Below are 25,373 nucleotides of genomic sequence, written 5' to 3' on the forward strand. Positions count from 1 at the left end.
AACAAATGTATAAAAATTATACGACCAAACCTTGGTTACTAAATTCCCTATGTGCTAAAATATTGTTGATTATGCGCTTAACGACGGTTATCTTAATAGCAACCCTTATGCAGGTGAGCGCATCCACATTTGCCCAACGTATAACGATGGACAGGCATAATGTAAGTCTCGAATCCGTCTTAAAGGAAATAAGAAAACAGACCGGGTATAGCTTTATCTATGATGCAAAATCTGTTAATGAAGTTCAGCATGTGAGTGTTTCCGTTAAAGACGCCGACCTTACTGATGTGTTAAAAAAGACATTAAATGGCCTTGATCTTGCCTTTGAAATTGAGGATAAGATAGTTTCCATTGTTAAAATTAAGACTACGTTACCAGTGAGCCAGGGTAATTCCGCTTTTCAGGTCACCGGGATCGTCTCCCTTAAATACGGGTCTCGTCTTGGTAACGTTACGGTATCGGTAAAGGGGATTTCTTTAGCGACAATGACCAATGATGATGGTACCTATTCCATTGAAGCCCCTGATCCAAATGTGGTGCTTGTCTTTTCTTGTATTGGCCTTAAAACGCAGGAAATAGCCGTTAATGGCCGCAATAAAATTGATATAGTGATGGAGGAAGAGGTATCAAACCTGGATGAAGTTAAACTGGTTAGCACCGGTTACCAGCGCATTAAACCCGAACAAAGTACCGGAAGTATCGCAACTATTAACGAACAGCAATTCAACTCCAGAATTAATACTACAGATTTTGTAACCGGCCTTCAGAATAAACTTCCGGGTTTGTTAGTTAATAACGATATTACATATGAAGGAGAGCCTCTTTTTCAAATTCGTGGTATCTCTACGTTCAACGGCATAAGAAAGCCGCTTATAGTAGTAGACGGTTATCCTACTGAACTGGATCTGGAATCCATCAACCCCAATGAAATTGAGTCTGTTACAATTTTGAAAGATGCTGCTGCTGCTACCATTTATGGGGCGCGCTCATCAAATGGCGTAATTGTAATAGAACGGAAAAAAGCAAAGGTTGGCAGATCTGTAGTGAATTTTAGAGCGACAACCAGTGTTAAACCGAAGGAAAACTACGAGAGGTACCGTTGGGATAAAAACGGCTATAAGGCGATAGTTGAAAATGCAAGGGTTGAGAGTGACTTTCAAGGCCCATTGCTTTGGGAGTTTCTGCCCGACATTTACTTAGGCTCTTATTTTACCTACCCGGAACCTGTAAATATTCTGGCGCAGGGCAATGCCGGCATACTGACGGATGCCGAAGTTAACCAAAAGCTGGAATCGCTTGGGGCATATAACAATGCGAAAGATTACAGCCGTTTATTCCTGCGCCCTGCCGTTACGCAGACTTACAATGTAGATTTATCCGGCGGGAATGAGAATGCACTCTATTATTTCTCTGCTAATTATGTTGGGGGTACTTCCTCACAGATCAAAAACGATAATAACCGCTTCCAGCTCACAGGCCGTACTTCATTCAACCTTTCAAAAAAACTTTCGGTTGACTTGGGAATCAGCTACCAGGAGTCAAAAAACAATGCCGCACCTGTGCCTGATATCGCATCGCTTTACCCTTATGAACGTTTACAGGATGCCAACGGCAACCCGGCGCCTGTATTTAGTAGATCATTGGTCAATCCCTATTACAATCAAACCATAATGGCTGCCGGTTTGTCTGACAACCTTTACTACCCCCTTCAGGAAGTTAACGAAGTATCAGATAAGACACACGGAATAAACAACAGAATTACAGCTGACCTAAGATATAAAATTACAGATGGCCTGAGCATTAATATTGGCGGTGTGTATGAAAGAGCAAAGTCAGAAAATAACTATCTGGCCACGGAGAAATCTGCTGTTGTAAGGCAGCTGATGAATTTTTATGCTGAAGACGACTTTATAGGAGGATTTAAATTGAATTTCCCTAAAGGCAGCTTCCTGAAAAACAACATGGGCGACAGCCGCAGCTATACCGTAAGGGCCCAGGTAAACTATGACAAGTTGTTGGGTACAGATCATGCTATCAATGTAATCGCCGGCGGAGAAATACGGGATATAGTGGATAAATCAAACTCGTCTGCCGTTCTCGGGTACGACGATCAGACACTTGTTCACCAATCTGTCGATTATAAGTATTTAGAAACATATACCGGTAACTCCATGTCGATATATGCACCCCTTAACCCTTATATATCTTATCAGGATCTGTTTAAATTATCCTATGCCGAAAACCGTTTTGTCTCTCTTTACTCCAACCTCATCTACACGTTCAAAAACAGGTATTCGCTCTCCAGTAGTTTAAGGGTTGATCAATCGAATCTGTTCGGCACCGATCCGAAATATCAATATAAACCGCTTTGGTCTGTGGGCGCAGCATGGAATATTGATAGGGAAAAGTTTATGCAAGATTTAAAGTGGTTAAGTTCTTTGAAGCTTAGAGCGGCGTATGGTTTTAACGGAAATGTGGCTAAAAACTCCCTTCCTCAGGTTATCGCACTAACATCCTACAATTTTTTCAATCAGAACAATCCTATTCCGGCACTCGCATTGCTGTCTCAGGCCAATAGCGGATTGAGATGGGAGAAAACAAACAACATTAATTTGGGGCTGGATTTTTCCATTTTCCGAAACATCTCCGGCAGCTTTGAATATTACCGGAAAAAGAGTACCGACCTGCTTGCTAATAGTCAGATCGATCCATCCAAAGGAGGAAGTTTTGCCGTAGTTAACCAAGCTTCTGTACAGAACGACGGAGTGGAGTTTAATCTGAATGGCACTTGGATAAACAAAAGAAATTTTAGTTGGAACACAGGCTTAGTAATGGCGTACAATACCAATAAAGTTCTACAATACTATAGTCCAGACCCCGTGCTCCGGTCCAGGATTATAGGTCGTCCGCTTTCAGCCATATTTAATTATCAACAGGCAGGTATTGATGCCGACGGGGAAATGCTGATTACCGATAAGAACGGTATAACCCAAAAAATTACCCCAGCGCTCGTCACAGATAATCTCTCTTATGCGGGAAGTCGCATCCCGATGTTCAATATGGGCTTAAGTAACCGGGTAGACATTGGCAGGTTTTATTTATACGCCATGGTTAACTATTTCGGTGGAATGCGCACCCCACTACCTATTCCTGACGCAACCTCGGTAAGACCGTTGGAAGGGGTAAACAATTATTGGAAAGCGCCGGGGGACGAGACCAATCCGGATATACTTCCAAAACAACGTTACCTGTATACCAGCTTATTAGGCCGTTCAGACAAGTACACGGTTAACGCCGCATATTTTACATTAGGAGATGTTACCGCTTCTTACAGTTTTAAAGGAACAGGATGGGCCAAAAAGGCCGGGCTTAGCAATCTTGAGATAAAAGTTCAGGGCTCTAACCTTTATACTGTGGCGTTAAACAAACAAAATTATAGTCTGGCTACAGGTTCCTATGCAAAGTCATACCTGACGCCAACTTATACTTTTTTAGTGAATGTCAGTTTCTAGTTTTTTAACCACTTAAATGTAAAAAAGATGAAATTATATATATACAGGCGGTTTTTGCCTATGCTGATGCTGGCATTGATGTTAGGTTCCTGCAAAAAATATCTTGACATAGAACCCAAAGGCGTGCAATTGCTGAAGACCGTACAGGATTACGATCAGTGGTTGAATAGTCTGGAATTAACTACAGGCTCGCCCGAGGCTTTAAACCTGCTAGCAGATAATACAGACCTGACAACTGTCGATCTCCCCTTAAATCTGGTTGACGAAAGAGTATTTACCTGGCAGGCGCAGTTTGCTGAAGACCAATTTGCAGGTGAAGCAGCGATTTGGAAAGACTTTTACAGACAGATTTATTATTGCAATACCGTCATTAACAGGATAGATGAAGCCGTTGATGGCACCGCTGCACAAAAGAGTTCTCTTAAAGCGGAAGCTTTACTTGGAAGGGCTTATTGTTACCTGTATCTGGTTAATTTATATGGAAAGCCTTTTGCTCCGGCCACTGCCGCTTCAGATCTGGCAGTGCCATTCGTAACCTCGCATGACCTGAATGATGCTACACCGCCGCGTGAAAGCGTGAAGGAAATCTATGATCACATCATCAGCGATCTTACTACTGCTATTCCCAATCTGCCTGCAAATAATGGCCAAAATCGTTTCCGTGGAAGCAAAGCGGCCGGATACGGGGTCCTGGCACGAACTTATCAATACATGGGCAACTCTGTTAAGGCGGCTGAGAACGCCCAACTGGCACTTAACGCTGGTCCTAAAGTCATCATGGATTTTACTACAATGAGCAGCGCCCAACAAATTGGCGATCTGACTGTGCGGCCTGATGTTATGTATGCCAGAGTGAGCAGGGCTTATAATCAGGATAAGATCCCCACTGTCAAATTCCTTAAAACTTTTGATATCACAGATCTTCGTTTAAAATTTTATTACAACAACCTGGGTAATTATACTTTTCCAACCCGTGGAGTGGTGAGGTATCGTTCAACGGGTTTGCAGGGGGGAACAGCTACGATCAGTTGGGGGCCTACGGTTGCAGAAATGGAATTAATTATTGCAGAATCAGCTGCGCGCGCAAATGATCTTCCCACAGCGCTCAGTCATCTGGATATCCTAAGGAAAAAGCGATTCCCGACTAACACCTATCAAAAATACGTTTCTGGTAGTCAGGATGAAGTTGTAGCCAAGATCTTGCTCGAAAGAAGCTTTGAATTCCCTTATAACGGCATGCGGTGGATAGATATGCGCAGGCTCAATGCCGAAGGCAAAATGCCTGAGGTTACGCGGCTTGATAAAAACAATAATTTGATAGCAACCTTGCCGCAGGGCAGTGCGCGCTATACACTGCAAATTCCTGTGCAGGTAATGGTGTTTAATCCCGGCTGGACGCAAAATCCTTAAGTTGATCTAAAACTTCAAAAGACATTCACATTTATGGACAAATCATTAATTAGCGTGAGAGATCTCTCTCATCGCTACAATACGCAATGGGCTATAAGGGGCATTAGTTTCGATCTGCCCAAGACCGGAGTTTACGGCCTGCTCGGATCAAACGGTGCCGGAAAGTCAACCACCATGAACATTATAAGTGGTGTATTGAAACAAACAGAGGGAGAGGTGCTTGTTAACGGCATTAGTTTAAGCAGCGATCCGATTGCTGCCAAAAAACTGATCGGGTTTCTACCTCAACATGCACCCTTACATCCCGACACTACCGTGCAGGAATACCTGAGTAATTGCGCCCGGTTGCGCAAGATTCCAGCAAATGAAGTGAGATCGGCAGTGAATGAGGTGATGGAGAAGGTTTCCATTGCTCATTTTGAGAAAAGGCTAATTCGTAACCTTTCCGGCGGGTACCAGCAAAGGGTAGGCATAGCGCAGGCTATTATACATAAACCCGCCGTTATTATTTTGGACGAACCAACAAACGGCCTTGACCCCAATCAGATCATTGAGGTGCGCAAGTTGGTTAGAGATATAGCAAAAGAGCGGGCGGTTATATTTTCCACTCATATTCTTACCGAGGTGAATGCTATCTGTGATCACATCCTGATGATTGACCGGGGTAAACTGGTTTTTTCGGGCAAGACCCAGGAATTCGACGATTATCTGAAACCGGATACCCTCTTTGTGCGACTGCTTGCAGCACCACCGGCAGAGCACATCATGCAAATAGAGGGCGTTACGGGAGCAGAAGCATTGGGGGGTGGCGAATACAGGTTGAAGATAGCCGGAAGCGGCCGTATAGCCGAACAATTTATCCTGGAGTGTGTGACGAGGAATTGGAGATTGGAAACCATTCATCCGGAGAAAACTTCCCTGAATGATGTGTTTTCGGAATTGTCAAATAAAAATGCATAGAAAATAAAATTATGAAATCTATAATAGATGTTGCCAGAATAGAACTACAGAAAATGTTCTATTCTCCCATCGCCTGGCTTATTCTAATTGCCTTTGCCTTGCATACCGCCGTGCTTTTTATGTTGGGCGTTAACTACTATATCAATTCGAAAGAACTGGGCTTTCCTATTGAGAACATTACTTACAACCTCTTTGCGGACCCTAATGGTGGATTAATTCCAGGGCTTGCCAGTACCTTGTACTTGTATATTCCCCTTGTCACTATGGGGCTGCTAAGCCATGAATTTTCGTCGGGTTCCATCAATTTACTCTACTCTTCGCCGGTAACCAACTTGCAAATTGTATCGGGTAAGTTTTTAAGCATGATGATCTTCAACTTGCTGATGGTCATGTTGATCGTTCCCGAGGTACTATTCGCGGTTATCAATATTGAAAACTTTGATTACCCTACCGTATTAACCGGATTGTTGGGGATATACCTGATGATGTGTACGTATTCAGCAATAGGTTTGTTCATGTCTTCTTTAACATCCTATCAAATTGGCGCTGCCATCGGCACGCTCGCCGTTCTTTCCGGGCTGAGCTTTATTGACAGGTTATGGCAGGATATCGATTTCGTGCGCGACGTTACTTTCTGGATGAGCATCGGGGCGAGGGTAAGCTCTATGTTAAGTGGTCTTATTCTTAGCATAGATATGATTTACCTAATCCTTATTCCGGCATTGTTTATTGCCTTTACAGTATTCAGGTTAAAAGGTGTGAGAGAAAAAACCAGCAGAGCAATATCCATATGGCGATACGCAGGAAGCTTTGCTATTGTAGCTGTAATAGGTTTTATATGTACCAGACCTGCCCTGATGAAGTTTTATGATGCTACAGAAGCAAAAGTACATACTCTGACCAAGGAAAGTCAAAAAGTTATGGCACAACTTAAAGGCAAGGTCAAGATTACCACTTATGTTAACCTTTTTGAATGGGGTAATTTCGTTTCACCATCTACACAGATGCTGGACATGCTTCGATATGACAGGTATAATTACTTCTACCCGAATATCAAATACCAGTACAAATACTATTATGGGATTCAAACAAACCCTTATTTCCTGAACATACACAAATCAAGGTTCAAAGGGCTCACCTTAGATCAGACCATAGAGAAAGTTGCGAATACCTATGAAGTGGATAAAAGCATTTTCAGGCCTGGTACAGATTTCCGCAAAGAAATAGATCTTGTTGCAGAACAAAATAGCTATGTAGCCAAGATCGAGACTGAGGAAGGAAAATCATCCCTATTAAGGACCTATTATGATGGGGATAAATTTCCTGGAGAGGCGCAGATGACCGCAGCTTTTAAAAGGCTGGTTATGCACTTGCCGAAGGCGGGTTTTGTTACAGGGCATCAGGAAAGAACCTTGAAAGATATTGGTGATCGTAGCTATTCAATTTTAGCCAGCGAAAAAAGATCGCGCATTTCCCTGATCAATAATGGCATGGATGTACAAGAATGTAACTTATCATCCCCTGTTCCTACAGACATTGAAATTTTGGTCATTGCTGATGCCAGTACGCCCTACACCACTGAAGAGATCAAAAATCTGAATAGTTATGTTGATCGCGGCGGCAACTTATTAATTGCCGGCGACCTGAACAGACAGGACGCTATGAACCCACTCGTGGCTCGTTTTGGCGTCTCTTTTCTTCCGGGGCAAGTTGTAGAACATAACGTTAAACGTCAAATGGATGCAATCACCTCATCGTTTACAAAAGAGGGCAGCGAAATGTCCTATCATTTTTCGGCTCAAGATTGGTGGATCATGATGCCTGGCACGGTAGCAATATCTTATAAGCCTACCGGCGATTTCAAATACACGCCTATGTTGGTAACAGATTCTTTGAGTGATCTTAAATTGGTTGATTCTGTTGGCTCCTGGAATGAATTAAAAACGAAAAATTTTATAGATGACGTACCGAAATATAATCCTGAAGAAGGTGATGCAGCCGGACCTATGTTGACCGGACTTGCGCTAACCCGTACCCTCGGTCAAAAAAAGCAGAAGATAGTAATTTTTGGTGATGCCGATTGGTTGAGCAGTGGACTTATTTCGGATGCAAAGTATGCTAACCGTAAGATTGCCCCCGGTGTTTTTTTCTGGTTATCTGACGGAAAAGTGCCCGTTGATGACCGGCGGCCGGATCCCATCGATAATGATATACGCGTAAGAAAAGCGGACGCGCCTTTTTTAAATTACTTGTATAAATTCATCATCCCCGGCATTCTGGCTGCTGTTTTCATTATTATCTGGCTGCGCAGAAAACGACGTTAATCAAGAATAAAATGCAACTACAAACAGACGAACAAACCATTGAAGATCTTCGGCTATTTTCCAGGCAGCAGCAGAAAGGGATCTACGAACTATATAACCGTACGTTCACCAGAGGCGGTGAGTTGTTGTTGGAAAAGATGTTCCGCAGCCCTTCGTCCAATCGGGAGGCCATACAGAACAGGGCGGGTATTATATCAGCCTTTAACGAGCTTGAGATTCGTTTTCCCTTTGAGAGCTGGCTATTGGACAAGGTGGAAAAATACCTGTCACACGCAAATGAAATTGGCGATGCAAAAAAGCCGGAATTGGGCGAGAAAGAGATAAGTGAAAGTGTTAGTGCGGTGATCGAGTTGTTCCATGTTCTGCGAAAATTCGTCGGGAACAGCGATTTGAACCGAGTTAAACTTATGGAGGAGGAACTAGCCGGGCTATCAGCACTGTTAAACGAAGTTGCACTGGCGCCGGTATTTAGCGAGCAGCCCAAAACAAAACTCTCGTTTTCTGCTGCGACAGCTTATGATGCCTTGTTCCGCCTGCGCGAAAAAGAAAAATTAGCCAAAGTGCTGCAGTTCATCTACCTGATTGATGTCTATATTTCCGTTGCTGACGTCGCGCGCAAACACAATCTTGTATTCCCTTTTGCGCTTCCAAAAGATTCGGGTATTCTCGCGATTGAGGGGGTATATCATCCCGAGCTTAAGCATGCTGTGCCCAACAGCCTATTGATGAACAGCAATGAAAGCGTGGTATTTTTAACGGGAGCTAATATGGCGGGTAAGAGCACCTTTTTAAGGTCAGTAAGTACTGCGCTATACATTGCGCACATAGGGTTTCCTGTTGCTGCCAAACGCATGGAATTTTCTGTAATGGACGGCATATACACCACCATAAACCTCCCGGATAATTTAGGCATCGGGGCCAGCCATTTTTATGCGGAGGTTTTGAGGGTAAAAAAGATCGCCACGCAGTTAGGCGCGGGCAAATCATTATTTGTTGTATTTGATGAGTTGTTCAGAGGCACTAATGTTAAGGACGCGCACGAAGGGACAGTAGAGGTGACCAGCGCATTTGCCAAAATGAAAACAAGCAGGTTTATTATATCATCACACATTGTTGAAGCCACGGATCAACTAAGTTCGGAAAATAATATCTGCTTTTATTACCTCCCAACGATCATGAATGGAACCACGCCGCAGTACACCTATACTTTACAGCGCGGTGTAACGGATGACCGCCACGGAATGATCATCATACGGAATGAGGGTATTTTGGAAACCTTAAAAAATGGAAAGAAAAATGGCGAATGATATAATTACGGAATTCAGCATCGATAAACAGTCCTTAGATGAATTGAATTTACTGGGTAAGTTCAGCCCCGGCTCTGTATTCTTCCTTTTCAAACAGGTAAAAAGCAGCGGCGGCGAACGACTTTTAGATGAACTTTTTAGAAATCCACTCCTTGAGGAAGAGGTGATCAATGAAAGGTCGGCAGTATTTGAGTTTTTTGGCGAAGCGAATATCACCTTTCCGTTTGATCCGGAACAATTAAGTATGATGTACGATTACGTTGACGGTGTAGTTACAAGTACACATCTTGGAAATTATGTAAGTGTGCTGTTCAAATTGATCACATCCAGGATAACCCGGGATGAACAATTTAAGCAATTGATACTCGGCTTACAGGCAGCGATCGCCACATTAAAGAAATGTTATGCCCTATTGGTGATAATAAATGGCACTGAGACCATCCCCGATTTTTATAAGCGCCGGGTTGAGCAGCTAATGCAGATCTTCAAAAATGAAGATTTGGCCAAACTAATAGACACAGACATTTATCGCGCTATCTCGCCTAAAACCATTGCGGTATACGATTATTTGATAAGGTATACCCTCAGCGATCAGGTAGCGGCTTTACTCTATTTTATTTGCGAAGTGGATGTTAATATAGCAGTAGGCAAAGTGGCCAGGGCAAAAGAGTTCGCCTATGCAAAGGCTTATCCAAAAGAAATCAATATTCTCAGGGCTACCGACCTTCGTCATCCGGTTATTAACGGTGCAGTTGGAAATAATATAGAGATGAGAAGCGGTTCAAATGTTATTTTTTTGACGGGTGCGAACATGGCCGGAAAGTCTACCTGGATGAAATCCATTGCCATCAACCTGTACCTCGCACACATCGGCTTTCCAATTGCGGCTAAATCGATGGAGTTTTCCGTACGAGATGGCATTTATTCAAGTATCAATGTAGGAGACAACATCGGTGCAGGATATAGCCATTTTTATGCGGAAGTATTAAGGGTTAAACAAGCGGCAGAAGCTACTGCAACGGGGAAACGGCTGCTCTTGATATTTGACGAACTGTTTAAAGGAACCAATGTTAAGGATGCTTATGATGGAACCTTAGCCGTAACAGAAGCGTTCGCGGAATACAATAAATGTTTGTTTATCGTATCCACCCATATCATAGAAGTAGGCGAGGCATTGGAAAAGCACCCGAATATTCAATTTGCATACATGCCTACTGTAATGGAAGGTGTAGTCCCGCGCTATACTTATCTACTGGAGCGGGGCATTACGGAAGACCGCCAGGGAATGATGATCATTAGAAATGAAAATATCCTGTCACTGATGGGCATAACACAAAATCAATCTTAAAACGATAATGAACTTAAAAAAGATCTTTTTTTCAGCCCTAATATTAGGACTGAACTACATCAGCCATGCGCAAACATTACCCTTTGACCCTGCGGTGCGCACCGGAAAATTGCCTAATGGCTTTACCTATTACATCCGTCACAATGAAGAACCTGCCAACAGGGTGGTTTTTTATCTGGCCAATAAGGTTGGCTCAGTGTTGGAAGATGACGACCAGAGGGGACTGGCGCATTTTTTGGAGCACATGAATTTTAACGGCACTAAAAATTTCCCCAAGAATGAGCTGGTAGATTATCTGCAAAAAACAGGTGTGCGATTTGGCGCCGACCTGAACGCTACCACCAGCTTCGATGAAACCATTTACCAGTTGCCCATTCCCTCTGACAAGCCTGAGATTGTACAACATGGCTTGCAGATCATGCGGGATTGGGCTCAGGATGCAACGCTTGATGCGACGGAAATAGATAGAGAACGCGGCGTAGTACTTGAAGAAAAACGCCTTAAAAAAGGCGCGTCAGAACGTATGCAAAACCAATACCTACCATTATTGCTTAACAAATCAATATACGCGAACCGCCTGCCAATAGGTACGGAAGAAGTGCTGACCAACTTTAAACCCGAAGCGATCAAACGCTTTTATCAGGATTGGTACAGGCCCGACCTGCAGGCGCTGATCGTAGTAGGGGATGTTGACCTTGATCTGATGGAGAAGGATATAAAGGCCAAATTCAGTGACCTTAAAAATCCTGAAAAGGAGCGGGCAAGACCGCTATTTACTGTTCCACTAACAGGGAAGGATCAGTTTATGGTGGTTACGGACCCGGAGGTTACGCATACCAGCGTGGAAGTAAACATTAAACAGCCGAGATTGGAATTGCACACCGCAGCCAATTACCGGGAATTTACCGTGCGCCAGCTGGTAAATTTCATGATAAGTGAACGTTATGCTGATCTTCAACGCCAGCCCGCCCCCCCGTTTCTTTCAGCAGGAGCCGGAATGGGAGAGTTTTTAGGGGGACTGGATAATTATTCGCTGTCAGTAACGGCCAAAACCGGGGAATTAGAAGCCGGTTTTAAAAGTGCCTGGCGCGTGAGCGAGCAGGCAAAGCAGCATGGATTTACGACAACAGAAGTGGAGCGGGCAAAAGGTGCTTATTTCAATCAAATGGAAGCAGCGTTAAAAGAAAAAAGCAAAACTCCGTCTGACAATTACGTAGCAGAATATGTGCAATATTTTTTACGCGGTACGGCATCGCCAGGTGTTGAAATAGAGTTTAAGGTGTTAAAAGATGTATTGGCCACCTTGAGCGCCAACGACATGAACGCCTATGTTAAACAAGTGATAAAAGCCACAGATCGTGACATACTGATAACCGCTCCTGAAAAGGATAAGGCTGCTCTGCCAGCTGAAAATGTATTTTTGGGGTGGATGAAAGCTGTTGAAAATGAAAATATAACAGCGTATAATGACGGTGCCAGCAAGCTGGATCTTTTAACTAAAGCGCCAGTAGCCGGCAAGATTATAAAAAGTCAATATAATATAGGTTTGAACATTACAACCATTACCTTAAGTAATGGCGTTAAAGTTTTATTAAAACCAACCAATTTTAAGAACGACCAGATATTGTTTAGCGGTTTATCTGCCGGTGGTACTTCGTTGTATAGCAATGCCAACTTTCGCACGGCAGATGCGGCTAATATTGTACCGGCCTTTGGTGCCGGCAATTATAATGACGCAGATTTGTCAAAATATTTGTCGGGCAAGCAATTTAGCGTTCGCCCGGCTATCAGCGAACGTCTTCAGACTATAAATGGCGCAAGTAATGTGAAGGACCTGGAGGATGCATTGCGTTTGATGTACGCATATATTACTCAGCCACGCAAGGATACCGCCATGTTTAAAAATATTATAGCGCGGTCAAAAGCTGGGCTTGATAACCGGCAGAATGATCCTGCACAGGTATTTAACGATACCGTAAATGCTGTATTAACTAATTATGATGTACGCCGCGCCCCCCAAACCGCCGAAGACATGGACCGTATTGATCTTGATAAAGCGTACAATATTTATAAAGAGCGTTTTGCAGATGCTTCAGGCTTCACTTTCGTGTTTACCGGAAGTATAGATACTGTAGCAATAAAGCCATTGCTTGCCAAATATATAGGCAGTTTACCCGCTCTACATAAAAATGAGCAGGCAAAAGATCTTGGCATTACTACTCCTGCGGGAAAAATTACCAAGACAGTTTATAAAGGTACCGAAGATAAAGCCAATGTAATACTCACTTTATCCGGGCCGTTCGATTACAGTTTTACTAACCGACTCAAGCTCGACGCTTTGAAAGAGACCCTGCAAATCAGGCTCATCGAGCGCCTGAGGGAAGATGAGGGAGGTGTTTATTCGCCAAGCGTGCGCGCCACATCCAGCAAATACCCGCAAGCACTTCTCTACTTAACGATTTCATTTGGTTGCGCGCCTAAAAATGTAGGGAAACTGATAGCTTCTACGCTTGACGAGATCAGCAAAATAAGAACAACCGGCCCTCTGCAGACAAATCTGGATAAGTTTAAAGCCGAAACGCAACGTAGCGTCGAACTGCAGCTTAAGTCTAACAATTTTTGGCACAGCTTTATCGTTAGTCAGATCCAAAATAACGAACCGCTCGGTGTGGTTGATCATTACAGCGAAGAGGTCGGAAGAATTACGGTTGAAGACGTGAAACAAATGGCAACCAAATACGTGAGTGGTGAAAATTATATAAGAATGGTGTTGCTCCCTGAAACGGCCAAATAGCAATTAAAAGCATTTAAAATACTTCATTTGTTCTTTCGGTAATAGTTAATTTTAGTTATGAGGGCGCCTGCGTGAAGAAGCAGGCGCTTTTTTAAAAAACGATACCGATTTAAGAGGTCAATGACCTTGGATTTGACTAGGTCAGCTGTATTTTAACGAGACGCGAATCCGTATCAAATTTCACTGGAGGAACCGCAGAATTGTATCGGATTTACCGACGCGCTGAATACCGATCAAAAAGAACATTAATAGTTAAACAGGAGTAGGGCCCACTTTGCGATTGCCGAACTGGCGCCCTAAATATAATTAACTAATGCCCAATTGCGACAGGGCACCATTTAGCTTGGTCTGGAATGATTTGTTTGTTTTTTTTGCGGATTGGCGCATACTGCATTTAAACTGCATTTAATCAGAAAAGGCGCATTTTCATGCGCCTTTAGACTTTTAAACCGTTGACCATTTTTTGAGGTCCTGGTGATCCCATCAGGATTCGAACCTGAGACCGACAGATTAGAAATCTGTTGCTCTATCCAGCTGAGCTATGGGACCATCGCCACCGATACCCCGGTGCGGTGCAAAGATGCTTATTTTGTAGCAAAAGGGCAATTTTGAATTGAAAATTTTATTTCAACCGAATACAAGGGCGTAATCGGTGCTTATTTAACATCAAAATTAAATACGCCGACCCGTGCACTGCTATTGCTAAGGCCACGTACAATACCCTAATACTCCGAGGGGTTAAACGAATAATGCCTTTCCGTAGGAAAAGGCTTTACAATCGGCAATAAAAGCGATTATCTCTTTTAAAAACGTGCGAGAAAAAGGGCCTTTTTAAACTATAAATAGAATTTTACGCCGGAAAACTATATTTTTAGCACATATAATATTTAAGAGGTATGATAATTATTGCTGACGGCGGCTCAACCAAAACTAACTGGTGTTTAATTAATGACGAGGGTAGTAAAGCGTATTTTAATACAGAGGGGTACAATCCGTATTTTGCAAGTATTGACTATATTATTAATTCTCTTAAACATAATTTACCTGCCGATCTGCAGCTTGATAAAATCTCCGAAGTAAACTATTATGGCGCGGGTTGCTCAACAGATGAGAAACGCGCTCACGTTAAAACGGCCCTTAGTGCTGTTTTTACTCATTCGGAGGTTAATATCGACCACGATCTGATGGCAGCTGCCCGGGCCTTGTTGGGCAGGCAAGCGGGTTTTGCAGCTATTTTGGGTACCGGCACTAACACCTGTTTATACGATGGTGCAAAGATCACAGTGAACATTGACTCTGGCGCCTATATTTTGGGCGATGAGGGCAGTGGCTGTTATATAGGTAAAAAACTACTGACAGACTATTTGCGCGGATATATGCCCGAAGCCATTAAGCAAAATTTTTGGGACACTTATGAGCTAACCCGCGATGATGTTAACGAGCAGGTATATACTAAACCTTTGGTAAGCCGTTTTTGCGCCGGCTTCAGCAAATTTGTTTATGATAACATGAACGTTAATTTGGGCTATTCACACGGGTTGGTAAAAACATCATTTCAGGATTTTTTTAAAAACCTGGTAACGCGTTATCCCAATTATCAACAGCATACTTTTAACTGTATTGGCTCCGTAGCGTATAACTTCCGCAATATATTAGAGGAGGTTGCAACAGAAAATGGCATGCAGGTAGGCAATATTATTCGCTCGCCTATAGATAGCCTGGTGAAGTTTCATTTGGAAGCTAAAAATTAGAAGCAGGAGCCAGGAAACAAGAGCAGACAACGCAGATAATAATAAGTCTTAATTCTTGGCTCTTGATTCTTGCATCTGTATAACTATCGCCTATTGCGCAGATGGCCCTATTTCGTTCTGAAATATCTTGGCATACTTTCTTCTGTCAAACTTATACAACTTAGCGGCCCGGTAAGAAACGCCTCTTTGTTTTTCAACCAGCTCCTTCAGATATCCGTAGCTCAGCATTTTTTTGCGAAAGTTTCGCTTATCCAACTTTTTATCCAGCATAGCTTCATAAAGCCCCTGTAACTGGGTGAGCGTAAATTTTTCGGGCAGCAGATCAAACGCTATAGGTTGGTGCGTTAAGCGCCTCCGTATTTTTGCAAAGCCTGTATGGAAGATGTCGCTATGGTCAAAAGCCAGCTTGGGCAAGGTCTTTACCGGGTGCCAGAATGCTTTACGCGCCATTGAACTGATTGATCGTAATTCCTTTTGTCCGTTTATACGGATAAGGGCGTAATAACCAACTGTAATTACCCGACCTTTAGGGTGCCTGTCAACATCGCCAAAGGTATGAAACTGTTTCATGGGCAGCTCGCGCAGGCCCGTTAACTCATATACAATACGTTCAGCAGCATCGTCAAGACTCTCCTCCTGTTTTACTATATAACCCGGTAGTGCATACCAATCTTTAAAAGGTTCTTCACTTCTTTCAATCAATAATATTTTCAATTCGCCGGCTTCGTAACCAAACACCAGGCAGTCAATAGAAAATATCGAATTAAAGGGGGGAGTATTATCTTCCAAACTGGTAAATATTTAAAGTTATTAATATAAGGGCCTTAATTTGTGGTACCAAAAATAAATAAAAATAAATTTAATGGTGTAACAATCACACCTTATATTCGTGCAAATTATTCCTAAGTAAAACGATGCAAAAAATTTCAAAACTTGGCGTGCTTACTTCCGGTGGCGATGCTCCGGGAATGAACCCCTGCATCAGGGCTGTAGTGCGTACAGCTATTTACAATGGCATAAGTGTTGTGGGTATAAGGCAGGGTTATAAAGGCCTGATAGAGAACGATATGTACAGCATGGAAACCCGTTCTGTAAGCAATATTCTTAACCTTGGTGGTACCATTTTAAAAACTGCACGTTGTGATGAATTCCGCACTCCGGAGGGGCGCGTAACAGCCTATAACAATTTAAAGCAACAGGATATAGATGCGCTTGTTGTGATAGGCGGAGACGGTACTTTTACCGGAGCGCTTAAATTTTCGCAGGAATATGCGGACATAAAAGTGATGGGTATACCCGGCACTATTGACAATGATTTGTATGGGTCAACCTATACGCTGGGTTTTGATACCGCTACAAATACAGTTATTGAAGCGATAGATAAAATTCGTGATACTGCCGATTCTCACGACCGCCTTTTTTTTATTGAAGTAATGGGTCGCGACTCGGGCGCTATAGCGCTGCGGGCAGGTATAGCCTGTGGGGCCGAGGGCATTTTACTTCCCGAAAAATCTACAGCTATAGATGAATTGATTGATTTGCTAAAAAAAGGCGAGGTCAATAAAAAATCATCAAGTATAGTAATTGTTGCCGAAGGCGATAAAAGCGGTAACATTTATGATCTGGCTAAAAAAGTAAAACAACAGATCACTAATTACGATATTAAAGTTACTGTGTTGGGCCACCTGCAAAGGGGTGGATCGCCCAGTAGTTTTGACCGCGTTTTAGGCAGTCGCCTGGGGTATGCAGCAGTTAATGCCTTGTTAGCCGGACATACTCAGGAGATGGTGGGACTTGAGGCAAATGTTATAAAAACGACACCGCTTTTTGAGGCCCTTACCGGACACCAGTTTAAGTTGGAGGACGACTTGTTGCAAATGGTTGATATTTTATCAATATAAATGATAGCGGTTGTATACAGCGGATCATATCATGCCGACTGGCGGCTGGCTGATAAAGGAAGAACTTTTGCTTCTTTTAAAACCAGCGGCATCAACCCTTATTTTATGGACGAAACGCAGATTTTAAATTTGCTCAATAAGAATATTAAACTTATACATCACGCCGAAGAAGTAAAACGCGTTTATTTTTTTGGCGCAGGTTCTTCTGCTGATGAGTTGAAAACTATTGTAAGCACGGCGCTTTCATCGTTCTTTAAATTTGCTAAGGTTTCTGTTGCGCACGATGTGGATGGTGCGGCTATTGCCTGCTGTCGTAATTCACCGGGGATTATAGGCATCTGCGGGAGCGGTTCAAACGCCGCCTGGTTTGACGGAAAAAAAGTGAAACCCAATAATTATGGCTTAGGTTATATTTTGGCCGATGAGGGATCGGGCAACTGGCTGGGCAGGCAATTGATAAAAGGTTTTATGAACGAAACACTTCCGGAAAATTTAAGGAAAAAGTTCACCATAAAGTACGATGCCGACCGCAATAATCTGTTAGAAAAAGTTTATCGCCAAAAACAGCCTGCAATATATCTAAGCTCATTTGCTGAGTTCTTTTTAGAGCATCAGCATGATCAATATCTTGTTAATGTAATAAAAACCGGGTTTAATAAACTTATAAATACATACTTGTTACCTTTGCACAAGCAGCATCCGCAGGCACCACTGCATTTTGAAGGCTCGGTAGCCTTCACTTTTCAGGATCATTTGCGTGATGAGGCCGCGTTGGCAGGGTTACAGATAACCAGTATAATAAAAGAGCCAATAAATAATTTGTTAACGTATTATTCAAATAAAAATTAAAATCATGAAAATAGGAATTAACGGTTTCGGCCGGATTGGACGCCTGGCTTTCAGAGCTGCTATTGAAAGGCCCGACGTTGAAGTTGTTGGTATAAATGACCTTGTTGAGCCTGACTATATGGCTTATATGTTAAAATACGATTCAACTCACGGGCAGTTTAAAGGCACTATTGCTGTTGAAGGTGGCCATTTGGTTGTAAACGGTAAAACTATACGTGTAACTGCTGAAAAAGACCCGGCTAACCTTAAATGGAGCGAAGTTGGTGCTGAAGTGATAATAGAATCAACCGGTTTATTCTTAACACAAGAAACCGCTCAAAAACATATTGATGCTGGCGCTAAAAAAGTAGTAATGAGCGCACCGGCAAAGGATGATACCCCAACTTTTGTTATGGGCGTTAACCACAAGCAATTAAAAGCTGATCAGCATATCGTATCAAATGCATCATGTACTACCAACTGTCTTGCTCCAATTGCAAAGGTATTAAATGACAAATTTGGTATTGAAGAAGGTTTAATGAGCACAATCCACGCCGTTACTGCTACCCAGAAAACAGTTGACGGGCCATCTGCAAAAGACTGGAGAGGTGGCCGCGGCGCTTACCAAAACATTATCCCTTCATCAACAGGTGCAGCTAAAGCAGTAGGCTTGGTGCTTCCTGAGTTGAAAGGTAAATTGACAGGTATGTCATTCCGTGTTCCGGTTGCTGACGTATCAGTAGTTGACTTGGTTGTGCGTCTTAAAACACCAGCCACTTACGAAGATATAAAATCCGCTATGAAAGAAGCTTCAGAAGGCGACTTGAAAGGCATTTTAGGTTATACTGAAGACGAAGTAGTATCAGAAGATTTCAAAGGCGATGCGCGCACATCAATATTTGATGCTAAAGCGGGCATCGCATTGAATAACAACTTTGTAAAAGTTGTATCATGGTATGATAACGAATGGGGTTACTCTAACAAACTGATTGATTTGGTTCAGGAGTTAGGTAAATTGTAATATAAATCCTCCGGGGCATTATAACAAAAAAGCGATGAGTGTAAACCCATCGCTTTTTTTGTTTGCCGGTTGGAGCCTTATGCTTGTTGTATAGAATCGTTTACATTGTCGGCGGCGCTTTTCACTCTCGATTTTGCATTGTCAACATGGTCTCTCACATCACCTGCGATGTTATTAGCCCGGTCGCGCACGTCACTTTCAACACCGTCTCTGTAATTGTACAGGTCATCTGCCGCGCTATTAAATTTAGATTTTACTCTGTCAACAGTATTATTGCCGTAATCTTTTAACTCATTAGCTTTATTGCGAGCCTTATCAGCCAAATCGGTTGCTAAGTTCCCAATTGAACCTCTGGTTCCTTCTCCGCTATCGGGTGCAAATAACAATCCCAATACAGCACCTGCTGCAGCGCCAATTAATAGTGCTGCTATAACTCTTGATTGATCTTTCATAATGTTTTTCGTTTTGTAGTTATATACACTGATACAACAACGATGCCAAGCCTGAATGCTTACTGTTTAGCGTGGTATAGCAGCAAAAATTTTATAAAAACCTACACTTTTGCTAAAAGTGTCTATAAATGCCTTGCTGATGTGAAGTGTAGGAAAATTAAGTGCAAAAAAAACATCCGCCTTTTTGGGGCGGATGTGATACGTTTAATTGTATTATTATAATTAAATAACCTTTACATTTACCGCATTTAAGCCTTTTCTGCCGTTCTCTACTTCAAACTCCACTTTATCGTTTTCACGAACTTCATCGATAAGACCTGTTGAATGAACAAATACATCTGCACCACCACCGTTAGGTGTGATAAAACCAAATCCTTTTGTTTCATTGAAAAATTTTACTGTTCCTTGTTGCATTATAATTTTATTTTAAAGTGCGCAAGGTAGCACAATTTAACTTATAAAAACAAGTCCACTTTATATTTTACTGTGTGATGTCTTTAGTAATCGGTACGCAGGAGCACTTCTTTTAGTCGAAAGTTGGTTGTGGGGGTACTACAAAATGCCGGTTGGTATCAGCAATAAAGGCAAGCACCTTATCGCGCCCATCGTGCGTTTCTGATGATGTTACAAAGTAGGGTGGCACCTCTTCAAAAGTGGCCATCATTGCCTTTTTAAACTTGGCTATATTCTGATCAGTTTTAACAGCAGACTGTTTATCAGCCTTGGTGAAAACCAGTACAAAGGATAAACCTTTTTCGCCGAGCCAGTTACAGAATTCGATATCTATTTTCTGTGGCTCAAGCCGGCTATCTATCAGCACCATAACGCATTGAAGGCTTTCGCGTTTATCAAGGTAAGTGCGGATAAACTTGTTCCAGTCTTCTTTTCTGTCTTTAGATACACGGGCGTAGCCATAGCCCGGTAAGTCAACAATATACCAATTATCGTTGATTAGAAAATGGTTGATAAGCTGTGTTTTACCAGGCGTTTGCGACGTTTTTGCCATGCCTTTCTTAGCCGCAAGCATATTAATAAGCGAGGACTTGCCCACGTTGGAGCGGCCTATAAAAGCGTACTCCGGCATTACAGGCGGCGGTAATTTTGAGATCTGCGTATTGCTGCAAATAAACTCGGCAGTTTTAATTAACATGTGGCAAAGATAGTGATTAGTTACTTAGCGACCACCGAACACTGCCCTGCCACGCTTTATAACCCCATTGTAATGTTATGATTGTCAATTGGCCGTTTATACATCCGTTAATTATACTTGTATAAATAATAGCACAAATGACGGATTATAAAATACCCGCGGCCACACGCATCGGGCATGTACACCTAAAAGTAAGCAACCTGCAACGCTCGCTTGATTTTTATTGTGGGTTGCTGGGTTTTGAGTTGATACAAACCTATGGCACTGATGCCGCGTTTATATCAGCAGGCGGGTATCATCACCATATTGGGTTAAATACATGGCAGAGCAAGGGTGCCGGGCCGGCGCCGCTTCATGCGCCGGGCTTGTTCCATACCGCTATTCTTTACCCCGAGCGTAAGGACCTGGCGCAGATAGTAAAGCGCTTAATGAAAGCTAAGTATTCGGTAACCGGCGCTGCTGATCACGGCGTATCTGAAGCGATATACCTGGATGACCCCGACAAGAACGGCGTTGAACTGTACTGGGACCGGCCCAAAACGGAATGGCCACGCAATGAGGATGGCGAACTGGATATGTACACCCGTCAGCTGGATATGCACGGTTTACTGGCGCTGGCGGAGTGATGCTTTGCCTCATGCTGTCCCGCGCCGTTGCTAGAAAAAATGAGACACCGCGGGACGCCTTTTTTGATAAGATATTGTAAGTAAGTATTTTGCATTTTTTGAGTGGGACAAAGTGAGACTACTTATTAGTCAGGGAGATTTGCTGTAAAATTGTGTTAAGTGATTGATAAACAGACGTTTTGCAAAAACTTAATATTTTGTCCCACTCATCAAACTGTCTCGTCCTGAAATAGGTTTACACATTAAGTAAACAAAGATGGACGAAAGAACAGCAGAATCGATACTTATGGATCGTAATTTATTGGGATTAAATTACCGAGCTTTAGAGAAAAAGTACGGAATATCCCGTGCGCAAATCCACCGGATGGTGATGTCAAAGCAAAAGAAAGAAAAGAAGCCGGCAGCAATTAAAGCCATTTCAGTAGAAGACACAACCTTACCGGATGATGTTAAGACGCTCCGTGAGGAGCTTCGAAAAGCTCGTCTGAAGATTGAGTTACAGGATCTGATGATCGATATATCCAGTAAGGAGCTGGGTATAGACCTGCGAAAAAAGCATGGCACCAGGCGGTCCAAATGAAAATGCAAAGCTGCTCACGGGGACTTCGTGAGCTTTACAGACTGCTTGGTCATTCGCCACAGGCGTATTATCAATATCAAAAAGCATTAGGAAAAAGTGTACTGGAGGACGACCTGATAATCGCTCAGGTGCTTGCTCACCGCCTGCTTCAACCGAAACTTGGAGGACGAAAGTTGTATGCGATGATGGAGCCATTTATGGCAGATCATCATATCGTCAGGGGCAGAGATCGGGTGTTTGACCTGCTGCGTGAAAACGGTTTGTTAAACAGAAAGCGTAGGCACAGTAAGCCCCGGACAACGGACTCGAATCACTGGATGAAGAAATACCCCGACCTGATAAAGGGTATCGTATTAAGCCGTTCAGAAGAATTATGGGTGAGTGACATTACCTATATACGACTGAAAAAGAGCATATTCGCTTATCTGAGTTTGGTTACAGATGCTTACAGTCGTAAGATCGTGGGTTACCACATGAATAAGGACCTATCAGTTCAGGGGCCTGTGGCGGCTCTGGAAATGGCGCTTAAAGAAAGGACGGGTAATGAACTGTTGATCCATCATTCAGACCGTGGTTCACAATACTGTTGTGAAAACTATATCGGTTTGTTAAATCAAGCCGCTATCGCTATCAGCATGACCCAAAGCGGTGATCCCAGGGATAATGCCATTGCAGAAAGAGTAAACGGAATACTAAAGCTGGAGTTACTTAAGGAAGTATATCCCCACCTTACAAGCGCCCGGGAGTCGGCAGTAACAGCTGTTGAGATTTATAACAGCGTGAGGCTGCATAGCAGCATTGATATGATGACCCCTGACCAGGCACATGGGCAAACCGGCCCGATCCAACGTAAATGGAAGAGTTGGGTTAACAGACCCTGCAGAAATCGGGTACTACAGTTTTAAACAAAAGAAAGGAGACAGTAAAAAGAAAAAAGAAGCAAAAAACGAAAAACATGTGGAAATATGGAAAACTGAAGGAGTTTCCCACATTCCCACACAACAAGCAAACAACAATAGTTTATTCTTTATATTTAGAAAAGTGTAAACCTATAACAGGACTAAAATTAAAGTGTAAACTTATCACAGGATTAATCATTAAAAGTGTAAACTTTTTTCAGGACGATACAAACCTAAATTGACATCGTAAAACCAAAACAAATCATACCAATGATTGATAATTACACCATACAACCTATTTTCAATAACTACACAGACCAAATAGTTGAGCTGATAACCCATATTCAGCAAAAGGAGTTTAATATCCCTATCACTGTGCGCGACCAGCCCGACCTGTTGGATATTGAGGCAAATTACCATGCAGGCGGCGGCAATTTCTGGGGTGCCTTTAATGGCGAGGAGCTTGTTGGCACCATAGCGCTGATCAATATTAGGCATAACGCAGGTACTATCCGCAAGATGTTTGTAAAGGATGGACACCGGGGCACCGGCATTGCGCAACGGCTTTTAGATACATTGATACAAGAAGCAGCTAAAAAGCAAATGACAGATATTTACCTCGGCACATCGGCAGTTTTGAAAGCAGCCCATCGCTTTTACGAGCGTAATGGCTTTGTTTTAACGGATATTAATGAGTTTCCTTCGTATTTCCAGCGTGTGGCAGTCGATACGATGTTCTATCGATTAAAGATTAGTTATTAAAGATTAGTTAATTGAAGATTGGTTTTGTAATGTTCAATATCCAATCTTTAACAACCAATCTTCCATAACCAATCTCTAACCACCAATCACTATCTTTGCCCCCAATGAGCAAAACCGTTACCCCGTACCAGGATCAGCAGGGCACCAAGAAAGAGCAGGTGGCCGATATGTTTAATAACATTTCAAAAACTTACGATTTTCTGAACCATTTCATGTCGTTAGGGATTGATATCATCTGGCGAAAAAAAGCAATTAATGAACTTAAAAACGACAAGCCACAGCTTATTTTAGATGTAGCTACCGGTACCGGCGATTTTGCCTTTGAGGCTTTATCCATCCTAAATCCAAAAAAAATTATAGGGGTTGATATCTCTGAGGGCATGCTTGACATCGCGAAGCAAAAAATAGAAAAACGTGGATTAAGCGATAAATTTGAAGTAAAGTTAGGCGATTCGGAAAAGCTACCCTTTGGCGATAACGAATTTGACGCTGTTACCGTGGCGTATGGCGTGCGCAATTTCGAGAACCTGCAACAAGGCCTGTCTGATATTAACCGCGTGCTTAAACCTGGAGGGAAAGCCGTAGTGCTTGAGTTTTCAAAACCTAAAGGTTTCCCTGTAAAGCAACTGTATCATTTCTATTTTAATTATATCACGCCGGGCATCGGCAAACTGTTTTCAAAAGATTCGAGGGCATACACTTACCTGCCCGAGTCGGTAGCTGCTTTTCCCGATGGCGAAAAGTTCACCACGATAATGAAAGCCGCGGGCTTTAAAAATACCAAAAGCATGCCTTTAGCGTTTGGTATCTGTTCAATTTATACAGGCGTTAAATGATAAACAGGTACCTTATCCTTATAGGTTTACTGATGTGCTGCCAGGGTTTACTGGCGCAGTCTGTACCGGTATGGGGAGGAGGGGCCGATCAGAAGGATTTTAGCGCCGGTTTTAGTTTTAGCTACGTGAGCAGCTATTATAAAATTGACAGAAAGCCCGAATGGCGGCAACCTTATTTTGACGCAGGCGGAACTAAGGTCACAGACGAGCTTACCAACATTACGTCAGACAACTCGCCGGGATTTGCGGTTGGTTTTTTGGGCCGCTATAGTATTAACGACCACCTTGAAGTGCGATTAATGCCAGGTCTTATTTTTGCCGACCGGGGCGTTAAGTACCAATACGTAACACCAGAGCAGGATCAAACAAAATCTATTCGCGCTACGCTGGTTGATCTGCCCTTACAATTAAAATTAAAATCAAACCGACTTGGCGATTACCGTGCCTATTTATTAGGCGGAATAAAATATTCAAAAGCGCTTGGCAATAAAGAAAACTCAGATGATAATGCGGCACCTTCTGCAAAATTATTGAAAACGATAAACGGATATGGATCATACGAAGTAGGCGTAGGCATGGATATTTATTTTGAATTTTTTAAACTATCGCCCGAAATAAAGATCTCCAACTCGTTTGGCAATCTGTTGCTGCGCGAGAATAACGCATTTTCTGCTCCTATTAACAGTTTGGGTTTACATACCATTATGTTTAGTTTGCATTTTGAGTAAAATTTGCTACCGATTTCTATTTTGAATGTTACGTTCTACCATCCGAAAGTCGCAATTTGTTCCAGCGGAACAATTGGTTGGTAGAAAACAGTTTCTTGTTTTTTACCGTATGAATGATTGATGATAGACACAATTGTGTTTAGTCTGCATTACGAGTAAACTTTGCTACTGATTTCTATTTTAA

Annotated in this window: 21 protein-coding genes and 1 tRNA gene; 17 read left to right on the top strand and 5 right to left on the bottom strand. The window is 42.6% G+C overall.

Going from position 1 to position 25,373, the window contains the following annotated elements; all coding sequences use genetic code 11:
- The first annotated feature begins 71 nt into the window (after window positions 1-71).
- The 7 genes from ACVW2L_RS02475 to ACVW2L_RS02505 are packed head-to-tail and all read left to right on the top strand — an operon-like array spanning window position 72 to window position 13,655.
- Window positions 72-3,512: a SusC/RagA family TonB-linked outer membrane protein gene (locus tag ACVW2L_RS02475; protein ID WP_457126370.1), complete on the top strand. Its 3,441-nt coding sequence runs from the start codon at window positions 72-74 to the stop codon at window positions 3,510-3,512.
- 27 nt (window positions 3,513-3,539) lie between these two features.
- Complete coding sequence (locus ACVW2L_RS02480) at window positions 3,540-4,922, top strand: RagB/SusD family nutrient uptake outer membrane protein (protein ID WP_457126371.1); 1,383 nt, start codon at window positions 3,540-3,542, stop codon at window positions 4,920-4,922.
- Window positions 4,923-4,955: 33 nt separating this feature from the next.
- Complete coding sequence (locus tag ACVW2L_RS02485) at window positions 4,956-5,882, top strand: ABC transporter ATP-binding protein (protein WP_457126372.1); 927 nt, start codon at window positions 4,956-4,958, stop codon at window positions 5,880-5,882.
- Window positions 5,883-5,893: 11 nt separating this feature from the next.
- Window positions 5,894-8,206, top strand: a complete 2,313-nt coding sequence (locus tag ACVW2L_RS02490; RefSeq protein ID WP_457126373.1) for a Gldg family protein — start codon at window positions 5,894-5,896, stop codon at window positions 8,204-8,206.
- Between the two features lie 11 nt (window positions 8,207-8,217).
- A complete protein-coding gene (locus ACVW2L_RS02495; RefSeq protein ID WP_457126374.1) occupies window positions 8,218-9,513 on the top strand; it encodes a MutS-related protein in 1,296 nt (431 codons plus the stop codon).
- On the top strand, window positions 9,491-10,861 hold the full coding sequence (locus tag ACVW2L_RS02500) for a MutS-related protein (protein ID WP_457126375.1): 1,371 nt from the start codon (window positions 9,491-9,493) through the stop codon (window positions 10,859-10,861). Before ACVW2L_RS02495 ends, ACVW2L_RS02500 begins: the two co-directional genes overlap by 23 nt.
- Window positions 10,862-10,868: 7 nt before the next feature.
- On the top strand, window positions 10,869-13,655 hold the full coding sequence (locus ACVW2L_RS02505; protein WP_457126376.1) for a M16 family metallopeptidase: 2,787 nt from the start codon (window positions 10,869-10,871) through the stop codon (window positions 13,653-13,655).
- Between the two features lie 472 nt (window positions 13,656-14,127).
- On the opposite strand, the gene ACVW2L_RS02510 is transcribed toward ACVW2L_RS02505, so the two are convergent.
- A tRNA-Arg gene (locus tag ACVW2L_RS02510) sits at window positions 14,128-14,204 on the bottom strand.
- A 347-nt stretch (window positions 14,205-14,551) separates the two neighbouring features.
- On the opposite strand from ACVW2L_RS02510, the gene ACVW2L_RS02515 reads away from it, so the two are divergent.
- A complete protein-coding gene (locus ACVW2L_RS02515; RefSeq protein WP_457126377.1) occupies window positions 14,552-15,406 on the top strand; it encodes an N-acetylglucosamine kinase in 855 nt (284 codons plus the stop codon).
- A 90-nt stretch (window positions 15,407-15,496) separates the two neighbouring features.
- Here ACVW2L_RS02515 and ACVW2L_RS02520 read toward each other — a convergent pair whose 3' ends face one another.
- Window positions 15,497-16,195, bottom strand: coding sequence for an NUDIX hydrolase (locus ACVW2L_RS02520; protein WP_457126378.1), 699 nt, complete (start codon window positions 16,193-16,195; stop codon window positions 15,497-15,499).
- A gap of 125 nt (window positions 16,196-16,320) precedes the next feature.
- On the opposite strand from ACVW2L_RS02520, the gene pfkA reads away from it, so the two are divergent.
- From pfkA to gap, 3 genes are read left to right on the top strand one after another with little or no spacing between them, the layout of a single operon-like run.
- Complete coding sequence (pfkA, locus tag ACVW2L_RS02525) at window positions 16,321-17,307, top strand: 6-phosphofructokinase (protein ID WP_457126379.1); 987 nt, start codon at window positions 16,321-16,323, stop codon at window positions 17,305-17,307.
- Window positions 17,308-18,156: a hypothetical protein gene (locus tag ACVW2L_RS02530; protein WP_457126380.1), complete on the top strand. Its 849-nt coding sequence runs from the start codon at window positions 17,308-17,310 to the stop codon at window positions 18,154-18,156.
- 4 nt (window positions 18,157-18,160) lie between these two features.
- On the top strand, window positions 18,161-19,156 hold the full coding sequence (gap, locus tag ACVW2L_RS02535) for a type I glyceraldehyde-3-phosphate dehydrogenase (protein ID WP_457126381.1): 996 nt from the start codon (window positions 18,161-18,163) through the stop codon (window positions 19,154-19,156).
- A gap of 77 nt (window positions 19,157-19,233) precedes the next feature.
- Here gap and ACVW2L_RS02540 read toward each other — a convergent pair whose 3' ends face one another.
- The 3 genes from ACVW2L_RS02540 to yihA form a co-directional block, all read right to left on the bottom strand.
- Window positions 19,234-19,608, bottom strand: a complete 375-nt coding sequence (locus ACVW2L_RS02540) for a YtxH domain-containing protein (RefSeq protein WP_457126382.1) — start codon at window positions 19,606-19,608, stop codon at window positions 19,234-19,236.
- A 222-nt stretch (window positions 19,609-19,830) separates the two neighbouring features.
- Window positions 19,831-20,022 (bottom strand): cold-shock protein, encoded by a 192-nt coding sequence (locus ACVW2L_RS02545; RefSeq protein WP_377098646.1) that lies wholly within the window; start codon window positions 20,020-20,022, stop codon window positions 19,831-19,833.
- 112 nt (window positions 20,023-20,134) lie between these two features.
- Complete coding sequence (gene yihA, locus ACVW2L_RS02550) at window positions 20,135-20,758, bottom strand: ribosome biogenesis GTP-binding protein YihA/YsxC (protein WP_457126383.1); 624 nt, start codon at window positions 20,756-20,758, stop codon at window positions 20,135-20,137.
- 137 nt (window positions 20,759-20,895) lie between these two features.
- On the opposite strand from yihA, the gene ACVW2L_RS02555 reads away from it, so the two are divergent.
- From ACVW2L_RS02555 to porT, 6 genes are all read left to right on the top strand, one after another.
- A complete protein-coding gene (locus ACVW2L_RS02555) occupies window positions 20,896-21,384 on the top strand; it encodes a VOC family protein (protein WP_457126384.1) in 489 nt (162 codons plus the stop codon).
- 256 nt (window positions 21,385-21,640) lie between these two features.
- Complete coding sequence (locus ACVW2L_RS02560; protein ID WP_457126385.1) at window positions 21,641-21,964, top strand: hypothetical protein; 324 nt, start codon at window positions 21,641-21,643, stop codon at window positions 21,962-21,964.
- Window positions 21,961-22,869 carry an IS3 family transposase gene (locus ACVW2L_RS02565; protein WP_457126386.1) on the top strand — a complete coding sequence of 303 codons (909 nt, stop codon included), beginning with the start codon at window positions 21,961-21,963 and terminating at the stop codon, window positions 22,867-22,869. Before ACVW2L_RS02560 ends, ACVW2L_RS02565 begins: the two co-directional genes overlap by 4 nt.
- Before the next feature lie 264 nt (window positions 22,870-23,133).
- Window positions 23,134-23,625, top strand: a complete 492-nt coding sequence (locus tag ACVW2L_RS02570) for a GNAT family N-acetyltransferase (RefSeq protein ID WP_457126387.1) — start codon at window positions 23,134-23,136, stop codon at window positions 23,623-23,625.
- A gap of 104 nt (window positions 23,626-23,729) precedes the next feature.
- Window positions 23,730-24,461: a bifunctional demethylmenaquinone methyltransferase/2-methoxy-6-polyprenyl-1,4-benzoquinol methylase UbiE gene (gene ubiE, locus ACVW2L_RS02575; RefSeq protein ID WP_457126388.1), complete on the top strand. Its 732-nt coding sequence runs from the start codon at window positions 23,730-23,732 to the stop codon at window positions 24,459-24,461.
- A complete protein-coding gene (porT, locus tag ACVW2L_RS02580) occupies window positions 24,458-25,189 on the top strand; it encodes a type IX secretion/gliding motility protein PorT/SprT (protein WP_457126389.1) in 732 nt (243 codons plus the stop codon). The genes ubiE and porT overlap by 4 nt, the downstream gene beginning before the upstream one ends.
- Window positions 25,190-25,373 lie beyond the last annotated feature (184 nt).

The sequence above is a fragment of the Mucilaginibacter sp. HD30 genome (genome assembly GCF_054061755.1).